The sequence below is a fragment of the Flavobacterium sp. UBA4854 genome (assembly GCF_002399805.1).
Lineage (GTDB): Bacteria > Bacteroidota > Bacteroidia > Flavobacteriales > Flavobacteriaceae > Flavobacterium > Flavobacterium ginsengisoli.
The window spans coordinates 3,899-12,124 of record NZ_DHEI01000131.1 but is presented as its reverse complement, the minus strand read 5'-3'; the positions used below and the strand labels follow the sequence as shown (position 1 = coordinate 12,124).

The window sequence follows — 8,226 nt, the reverse complement described above, 5'->3', positions numbered from 1 at the left end:
TTCCTAAATTTTGTATTTTTATTGTATCCTAAAAAAAATAAAAAAATGAAAAGCATCGTAGCCAAAGCATTATTCAATAGTCATTCTTATGCTGAATACAGAAAAATAGTAACTGATTTGTTGAAGGAGGGAAAATCAACGGGCAATGAACAATCTGAAAGTCTTACCAATTATTCCAAATTGAATGAAGCTAGAATGAATAGGCTAGAAAAAACGATCTCTATTTCAGATGCTGTCGCAGAGAAACTTCAAAACTTAGATAATCACTATATCTGGCTTGTGCTTTCTGAAGGCTGGTGCGGAGATGCAGCGCAAATTCTTCCCGTCTTAAATAAAATGGCTCTTGCTTCTCATAAAAAAATCGATTTGAGAATTGCGTTTCGAGATGAAAATGATGATTTGATGAATCATTATCTGACCAATGGCGGAAGAGCGATTCCAAAAGTAATTGTTATTTGTAAAGAAGCTGGAATTGTACGCGCCGATTGGGGACCAAGACCAAAAGGAGCTGCCGAATTAATGGCGAAACACAAAAGAGAGGTTGGCGCTATCGACGAAAAAATAAAAACCGACTTACAGTTGTGGTATTTGGCAGATAAAGGAATTTCGGTTCAGGAAGAATTGGTCGAAATTATGGAAAACATTAAATATAATAGACTTTAGCAAGATAATGTGTTGATAAGCAGATGTTTTGGTTGATAAAATTATCTTAAAGTCTTTTTATCTTAAATAGAATTTCGTAACTTAGTGAAGCTAACCCACTTCTATTATAACTTTCAGATTTACTCTTTTTACTGGTGTTTATTTAATGTTCAACAATTAAAAGTGCACTATTATGAAAAAGTTATTCGAAAGGTTTTATGATTTCTTTTCTAAATTTTTATTCGGAGGGAAAAATGTGCCTCACTATTAAATCAAGATGAGTATGAGATAAAATTACTTTTCTTAAGAGCTTGGCACATTACTTTTTCAAACAATAGTAATGTGCTTTTTATTTTTAGCTATTTAAAGCTCTCTTCAAATAAGGTGATATCAATAGCATTTTTTACATCGTAATCGCCAATTTTAGTTCGGCGTAAAACAGTTAAATGCGAACCAGAATTCATTGCTTTCCCAAAATCGTAAGCAAGTGAACGAATGTAAGTTCCTTTAGAGCAAACTACTCTAAAATCTATTTCTGGCAATGCAATTCTTGTAATTTCAAATTCGTGAATAGTAGTTTTTCTGCTTTCAATTTCAATAGATTCTCCAGCGCGAGCATGTTCGTATAAACGAACACCGTCTTTTTTAATAGCAGAAAAAATAGGCGGTTTCTGGTCGATTTCGCCTAAAAATTGTTTTACCGTTTCATGAATTAAAGATTCATCAATATGATCGGTTGGGAAAGTTTGATCGATTTCAGTTTCTAAATCGTACGATGGAGTAGTGGCTCCAATATAAAAAGTTCCTGTATATTCTTTTGCCTGACCTTGAAGTTCTGAAATTCTTTTAGTGAATTTTCCTGTACAGATCAATAAAAGTCCTGTTGCTAATGGATCTAAAGTTCCTGCGTGGCCAATTTTGAACTTTTTAGGAAGTCCAACTTTATTAATTAAAAGGTATTTTAATTTATTGACAGCTTGAAATGAACTCCATTTTAAAGGTTTGTCAATCAATAAAACCTGACCTTCTAAATATTCTTCGGGTGTCATTATATAATAGTAAGCGGATGAATGAAAAAGTGAATCAATAATAAAATGATTCCGGCAATAATTCGGTAATAACCAAAAACTTTAAATCCGTTTTTAGTCAAAAATCCGATGAAAGTTTTTATTGCTAAAAGTGCCACAGCAAAAGCAACAATGTTTCCAATAACCAACATGTTTACTTGATCGTGAGATAACTCAAAACCAGCTTTGTAATAATCGTAGCATTTTTTTGCAGTTGCACCCAACATAGTTGGAACGGCTAAGAAAAATGAAAATTCTGCAGCTGTAGTTCTTGATAATTTTTGAGACATTCCCCCAACGATACTTGCTCCACTTCGAGAAACTCCAGGAATCATAGCAATACATTGAAACAATCCAATCTTAAAAGCTTGCAAATAACTGATTTCTTGTGAAGTTTCAGCTGTATTCGGAGTATTAAACCATTCGTCTACTTTCAATAAAATAATTCCACCAATTAAAAGAGAAACCGCAACAGTTACAGGGTTTTCTAATAAGCCATCAATAAAATCGCTTAATAATAATCCTAAAACAACTGCAGGAATAAAAGCAACTAAAAGTTTGAAATAGAAGTCAAAAGTTTGAAAGAAACGTTTGAAGTATAAAATAACAACCGAAAGTATTGCACCAAGTTGAATTACAATGGTAAAAAGTTTAGTGAAATCGTCGTGTGCGATTCCGAAAAACGAAGAGGCAATAATCATATGACCCGTTGAAGAAACAGGCAAAAATTCTGTAATTCCTTCAATAATGGCAAGAACAATAGCTTGTAATGTGTTCATTTAGAGTTTTAGATTTCAGATTTTAGATCTTAGATTGATTACTTCGCTTTGCTCAGTGTCTAAAATCTATAAACCTTTTATTATTTTGATTTTTTGAATATAGAATAAATCGTGATTCCAAAACCGATTAAAACAGTTGTTGGCGCTAAACGAATACGTCTAAAATTGAAAATGTCTTCGTTAAAAACATTTGGATCTTTACTTCCTCCGCCAGACATTAAAATAAATCCTAGCGCAATTACAACAATACCAATCAATAAAATTTTATAATTGATGCTGTCAAAAAGGAATTCCTGTTTTTGAACTTGTTGTTCTTCTTTATTATTGTTGTTTTTCATCTTTATATGTTTGTCAGCCTGAGCGAAGTCGAAGGCATTTTTTTTAAAATCTGTAATCTGCAATCTAAAATTAGTAAAGATCGTCGGTTCTTAAATTCAAGAAACGTTGTGTTGCAAAATGCGTACTTACCCAAGTAATTAAAACTCCTAAACCAAAAACGGCAACTAAAACTAAACCAGTTAAAGCTTTGTCTTCTAGAATTCCTAAACCAGGGAAATTAGTGTCTACATAAAGTAAAAGAGCGATTAAAGCAATAATAGCCAAACCTGCCCCTAGCATTCCAAGTTTTACGCTTCGCATTACAAACGGTTTACGAATAAACGCTTTTGTAGCACCAACCATCTGCATAGTTTTGATAATAAAACGATTTGAATGAATGGATAAACGAAGCGAACTATTGATTAATAAAACAGCAATTACAGTCAAGAAACCACTTATAATCAAAATCCACATACTTACTTTTCTGATGTTGTCATTTACAAGATTTACCAATTGTTTGTCGTAAACAATATCTGAAATCATAGCATTTTTACGGAAACGGCTTTCGATTTTTACGATACTGTCTCTCTCTACATAATCTGCTTTTAAGTGAATGTCGTATGAATTCAATAAAGGATTTTCTCCCAAAAAGGTTAAGAAATCTTCTCCGATAATATCTGTATGTTCTTTTGCAGCTCTCTCTTTGGTTACATAAACAAAAGATCTGGCAAAAGGAGCTCTTTTAAGTTCGGTGTTAAATGCTTTAATAACACTGTCGTTTGCTTCATTTTTAAAGAAAACTGTCATGGCGATTTTTTCTTTAAAATCGTCAGCCAACTGTTTAGAATTGATAATGAATAATCCTAGTACTCCCAAAAGGAATAAAACTAAGAATACACTTAATACTACCGAAAAATAAGAGGAAATTAACCTGCGCTTTTGAAATTTATCAAAGTTAGAACTCATAGTCTGCTTAAATTATGTGGTAAAAATAATAAAGAATTTCTTTATTTAAAGTTAATAACGAACTTTTATCCCATAAATGTACGATTCGTTCCCGAATAAAAAGTTGAATTAACCGCAAAGTACGTAAAGATTTCTTTATGCTCGAATGTTAATAACGCAAAGTTCGCAGAGCTTTTGACTATTGAAGCTTTGCGAACTTTAGAAAATATTGGAGGAAAGAAAACCTAGTTTCTTAACACCTTTGAAAATTAATTGAAAAAACGAAGTGTCACAAAAAAGTTACGGCCTTCTTCTGGATATCCTTCAACAAGACTATAATTTCGATCGAAAATATTATTCAAACCAGCATCAAGACTGAAGTTTTTAGATATTTTGCCAGAAACATATAAATTCAGAAGCGTATAATCTGGAACTCTTGCGCCATAACTTGTACTGAAACGAGGCGAATTAAATTCGGTATTGGCAATTAATCGAAGAATTTTGATTGGACTATATTCTAAAGTTCCCATTACTTTTGTGTTTGGAACATCTGTAAAATGAATATTTGGATTGGTGATGTTTTTTCTTTCGATGTAAGTATAATTCAAATTTAATGAGAGGTTTTCTAAAATTGCATAATTCAGTTGCGCTTCTATCCCTTTATAATCAGCTTCACCAAAATTCTGCATTTGCGATTTTCCTGGCTCAACATTGCTTACGTTTAAGATTGCATCTGAAAGTGAACTGTAGAAAAGCGCTGTTTGAAAAGTGATTTTCTCGAAAAGATTTGCGGTATAGTTCAATTCATAATTAATTGCTTTTTCAGGTTTTAAATCTGGATTCGGAATTGCTGTTCCCATTCTATAAGAATATCGGTCTTTTATAGTTGCAAATCTGGTTTTCTGAGAAATGGTTGCCCCTAGTTTTTGCTGATTATTTAGCTGATAGAAAAATCCAACTTGGGCATTAAAAGCATCACTTGCTCCAGCATCTGGAAAATCTGAAATTGTTTTTGCTGTGCTGTTGTAATCCTCCGCTTCCAAGTTTTTTCGAATGTTGTAACTAACGCCAGGAATTACAGTAAATTTTGAATTGACTTTGTAAACATCTTCAATTCCAATTAAAACCGTATTGTCTATAAAATGGCGAACTGGTTCACCAAGATTGTTCTCGCGATGCACATCTTCTTTAAATTGAAAGGCAAATTTTAAATCGTTTTTCGGAATTATTTTAGTGTTGTATTCCAGATTTCCTCCAAAGGTATAATCGTTGTAAATGCTTTCAAAAGCATACGGTTTTGTTTGTGTCGAATAAGAAGAATCGTCGTAACTATCAAGTGTGTTTTTAAATCGGTCAAAATACAATCTGGTTTTGAAACTGTTTTTATCATCAAAAGCAGAATTAGAAATAAAATAAAAACTTTCTTTATCCCAGTTTGGCCATTGCCAATAGCGAGGTTTTAGCAAAAGCGAATTTTGTGTGTCGTATCCCGTATAAACAGGATTTCCTTTTTCGCCCTGCTGATTGATGTAACCAATTGCATATTCGCTTTTTTCAGTTGGAGTCCATCCAACTTTAAAACTGATTTTTTGGTCTGTTCGATACGAATTGTCTCTTTGTCCGCCATTCTCATTTGCTGTCGGAACAAAATTAGAAGACATTCTAAAAGAATCACGGTCTAAATAAGAAAACCCGCCTTGAAAATAGAATTTACCTATTTTCGAACCGATATTTACATTTCCTCGATATCCGTTTTCATTAATCATTCCTAAAGCGGCATCATATTCTAATTTTTTAGAAGGTTTTCTAGAAACAAGATTGATCGCGCCTCCAAGCGAATTTGGTCCGTAAAGTACAGACGAAAATCCTTTAGAAACATCTACTGCTGCTAAATCAAAAGTGGTAAATCTAGCCAAATCTACATAACCGTCATACGGGACATAAACGGGAATTCCGTCCATATAAACCGGAACCTGTCTTAAGTCGAAACCGCGAACAGAAACCATCGATTCGTTTCTTGGGCCAGAAGCAGTTAAACTTATTCCAGGTAATAGGTTCAAAGCTTTCGAAACCTCCATTTTATTTTGTGATTCCATTGTTTTTGAAGTCACTCGGTTCAAAGTGTCTTTGTTTTGTTGATTGGTAATAATGACTTCTCCAAGATTAAAGACATTTGAAATCTTGAGGGAATCTGTGGTTTTCGAATTGTTTTGTTGTGCAAATCCGATGAGTGGAAAAAGCAGAAAGGATAATAATTTTGGTTTCATATAAAAATAGTTTTTCAGTATGTTTTAAAATGAATACTGCTTGTTGAAAAAATGGGTTTGGTTAATCGTTTTTTTTAGAATAGGGTTGATTTTAAAATTTTAAATTTTGAGTTTCTTTTTTGGCAAATTCTTTAATACGGTTTTCAACGTCATAAAAAACTTCGATGGCTCTTTCTCCTGCTTCAGTTAATCTTGCGCCGCCGCCGCCTTTTCCGCCAAGAAGTTTTTCTACCAATGGAGATTCTGCCCGCTGATTCATTTCTTCAACCAATTGCCAAGCTTGCCTATATGCCATTTTCATTTCTTTCGCGGCATTTGTAATTGATCCTGTTTTTCGGATATTTTCTAAAAGCCAGATTTTACCAATTCCTAAAAACGCACCTTCAGTTTCTTCGATCCAAACACGAACTTCAACAGAATATTTTTTATCCTTATTCATTTTTATTCCCTTAATGACTTTTGTAAAAATAATGATTAGTTAATAAAAATATTCTCTCCTTCTTTTAAGAAATTGATTTGTAAAATAAGTATTATACGTATTTTTGATGTAAATATAAGTATTTTTACGTAATTAAAAATAAGTAATTTGTTATTTTATTTGTTTGTCAGTGAAATAGCTTTGCTACAATCCGCAATAAATGTAAATTTGCGGCTTAATTAATTTAGTGAAAAGCTTAGAACCTTAGTAACTTAGAATCTTAGTCGCTTAGAAATGAAGTACAATCCAAACGAAATTGAAGCCAAATGGCAAAAATATTGGGCAGAAAATCAAACTTTTGCAGCAAAAAATAACTCCGAAAAACCGAAACATTATGTTCTCGACATGTTTCCTTATCCATCTGGAGCAGGATTACACGTAGGACATCCGCTGGGTTATATTGCTTCAGATGTGTATTCTCGTTTTAAAAGACATCAAGGTTTCAATGTTTTGCATCCAATGGGATACGATAGTTTCGGATTACCGGCAGAACAATATGCAATTCAAACAGGTCAGCGTCCAGAAGATACAACTCGTGTAAATATTGATGGAGGTGTTGATAAAGAAGGAAAACAAATCGCTGGTTATAGAAAACAATTAGATAAGATCGGATTTTCATTTGACTGGGGTCGTGAAGTGCGTACATCAAATCCAGATTATTACAAACATACACAATGGATTTTTATCCAATTGTTCAACTCTTGGTATTGCAAAAAACAAGGTCAAGCTTTTGATATTTCTGAGTTGGTAACTGTTTTTGAAGAAAGCGGAAATGCATTAGTCGAAGCAGTTTGCGATGACAATGTTGCGATTTTTACTGCTGACGAATGGAATTCTTATTCTGAAGATCAAAAAGAAAAAATTCTTTTACAATATAGATTAACATATTTGGCAGAAACTGAAGTAAACTGGTGTCCAGGCTTAGGAACTGTTTTGGCAAATGATGAAATTGTAAACGGAGTTTCAGAACGTGGAGGCTTTCCTGTTATAAGAAAAAAAATGACACAATGGAGTATGCGAATTTCTGCTTATGCCGAACGCTTGCTTGAAGGTCTAAATAATATTGACTGGAGTGAGTCAATCAAAGAATCTCAAAGAAACTGGATCGGGAAATCGGTTGGTGCTTTGGTAACTTTTAATGTGAAAAATCATGACGAAGTAATCGAGGTTTTTACTACTCGTCCTGATACTATTTTTGGGGTTACTTTTATGACTTTGGCGCCAGAACATGATTTGGTTGCTAAAATTACAACTCCAGAACAAAAAGAAGCTGTTGAAGCGTATATCGAAAAAACAGCAAAACGTTCAGAGCGTGAACGTATGGCCGATGTAAAAACTATTTCTGGTGCATTTACTGGAGCTTATGCCGAACATCCATTTACAAAAGAACCAATTCCGGTTTGGATTGGTGATTACGTTTTGGCAGGTTACGGAACTGGTGCTGTAATGGCGGTTCCTTGCGGAGACGAAAGAGATTACGCTTTTGCTAATTTCTTTAAAGGTCAGAATGGAATGCAGGAAATTAAAAACATTTTCGCAAATGTTGATATTTCTGAAGCAGCTTATGGATCTAAAGACAATGTTGAAATCGCAAATTCTGATTTCTTAAACGGATTGAATTATAAAGAGGCAACTCAAAAAGCAATCGCTGAATTAGAAAAATTAGGACAAGGAAAAGGAAAAACAAATTACCGTTTGCGTGATGCTGTTTTCTCTCGTCAGCGTTATTG

At 33.4% G+C, this 8,226-nt stretch carries 8 protein-coding genes; 2 read left to right on the top strand and 6 right to left on the bottom strand.

Features of this window, described 5'->3' with window-relative positions:
* The first annotated feature begins 45 nt into the window (after nt 1-45).
* On the top strand, nt 46-663 hold the full coding sequence (locus B3J44_RS18870) for a thioredoxin family protein (RefSeq protein WP_286970604.1): 618 nt from the start codon (nt 46-48) through the stop codon (nt 661-663).
* 338 nt (nt 664-1,001) lie between these two features.
* Here B3J44_RS18870 and truB read toward each other — a convergent pair whose 3' ends face one another.
* From truB to B3J44_RS18840, 6 genes are all read right to left on the bottom strand, one after another.
* The gene (truB, locus tag B3J44_RS18865) at nt 1,002-1,691 is read right to left on the bottom strand and encodes a tRNA pseudouridine(55) synthase TruB (protein ID WP_278020269.1); all 690 of its coding nucleotides are present in this window, start codon (nt 1,689-1,691) and stop codon (nt 1,002-1,004) included.
* Complete coding sequence (locus B3J44_RS18860; RefSeq protein WP_286970492.1) at nt 1,691-2,488, bottom strand: undecaprenyl-diphosphate phosphatase; 798 nt, start codon at nt 2,486-2,488, stop codon at nt 1,691-1,693. The genes truB and B3J44_RS18860 overlap by 1 nt, the downstream gene beginning before the upstream one ends.
* Before the next feature lie 80 nt (nt 2,489-2,568).
* Nucleotides 2,569-2,826, bottom strand: coding sequence for a DUF3098 domain-containing protein (locus tag B3J44_RS18855; RefSeq protein WP_198855427.1), 258 nt, complete (start codon nt 2,824-2,826; stop codon nt 2,569-2,571).
* A 70-nt stretch (nt 2,827-2,896) separates the two neighbouring features.
* Nucleotides 2,897-3,772, bottom strand: a complete 876-nt coding sequence (locus B3J44_RS18850; RefSeq protein WP_198855428.1) for a cell division protein FtsX — start codon at nt 3,770-3,772, stop codon at nt 2,897-2,899.
* A 248-nt stretch (nt 3,773-4,020) separates the two neighbouring features.
* Nucleotides 4,021-6,018, bottom strand: coding sequence for a TonB-dependent receptor plug domain-containing protein (locus tag B3J44_RS18845; RefSeq protein ID WP_286970478.1), 1,998 nt, complete (start codon nt 6,016-6,018; stop codon nt 4,021-4,023).
* Between the two features lie 91 nt (nt 6,019-6,109).
* Complete coding sequence (locus B3J44_RS18840; RefSeq protein WP_286970476.1) at nt 6,110-6,457, bottom strand: winged helix-turn-helix domain-containing protein; 348 nt, start codon at nt 6,455-6,457, stop codon at nt 6,110-6,112.
* 273 nt (nt 6,458-6,730) lie between these two features.
* Here B3J44_RS18840 and B3J44_RS18835 point away from each other — a divergent pair.
* Nucleotides 6,731-8,226, top strand: a 1,496-nt coding sequence (locus tag B3J44_RS18835; protein WP_286970473.1) for a class I tRNA ligase family protein, incomplete at its 3' end; no start/stop codon positions are given.

Coding starts and splice junctions, on each gene's coding strand:
- B3J44_RS18870 (WP_286970604.1), top strand. CDS start 46: ATGAAAAGCATCGTAGCCAAAGCATTATTCAATAGTCATTCTTATGCT.
- truB (WP_278020269.1), bottom strand. CDS start 1,691: ATGACACCCGAAGAATATTTAGAAGGTCAGGTTTTATTGATTGACAAA.
- B3J44_RS18860 (WP_286970492.1), bottom strand. CDS start 2,488: ATGAACACATTACAAGCTATTGTTCTTGCCATTATTGAAGGAATTACA.
- B3J44_RS18855 (WP_198855427.1), bottom strand. CDS start 2,826: ATGAAAAACAACAATAATAAAGAAGAACAACAAGTTCAAAAACAGGAA.
- B3J44_RS18850 (WP_198855428.1), bottom strand. CDS start 3,772: ATGAGTTCTAACTTTGATAAATTTCAAAAGCGCAGGTTAATTTCCTCT.
- B3J44_RS18845 (WP_286970478.1), bottom strand. CDS start 6,018: ATGAAACCAAAATTATTATCCTTTCTGCTTTTTCCACTCATCGGATTT.
- B3J44_RS18840 (WP_286970476.1), bottom strand. CDS start 6,457: ATGAATAAGGATAAAAAATATTCTGTTGAAGTTCGTGTTTGGATCGAA.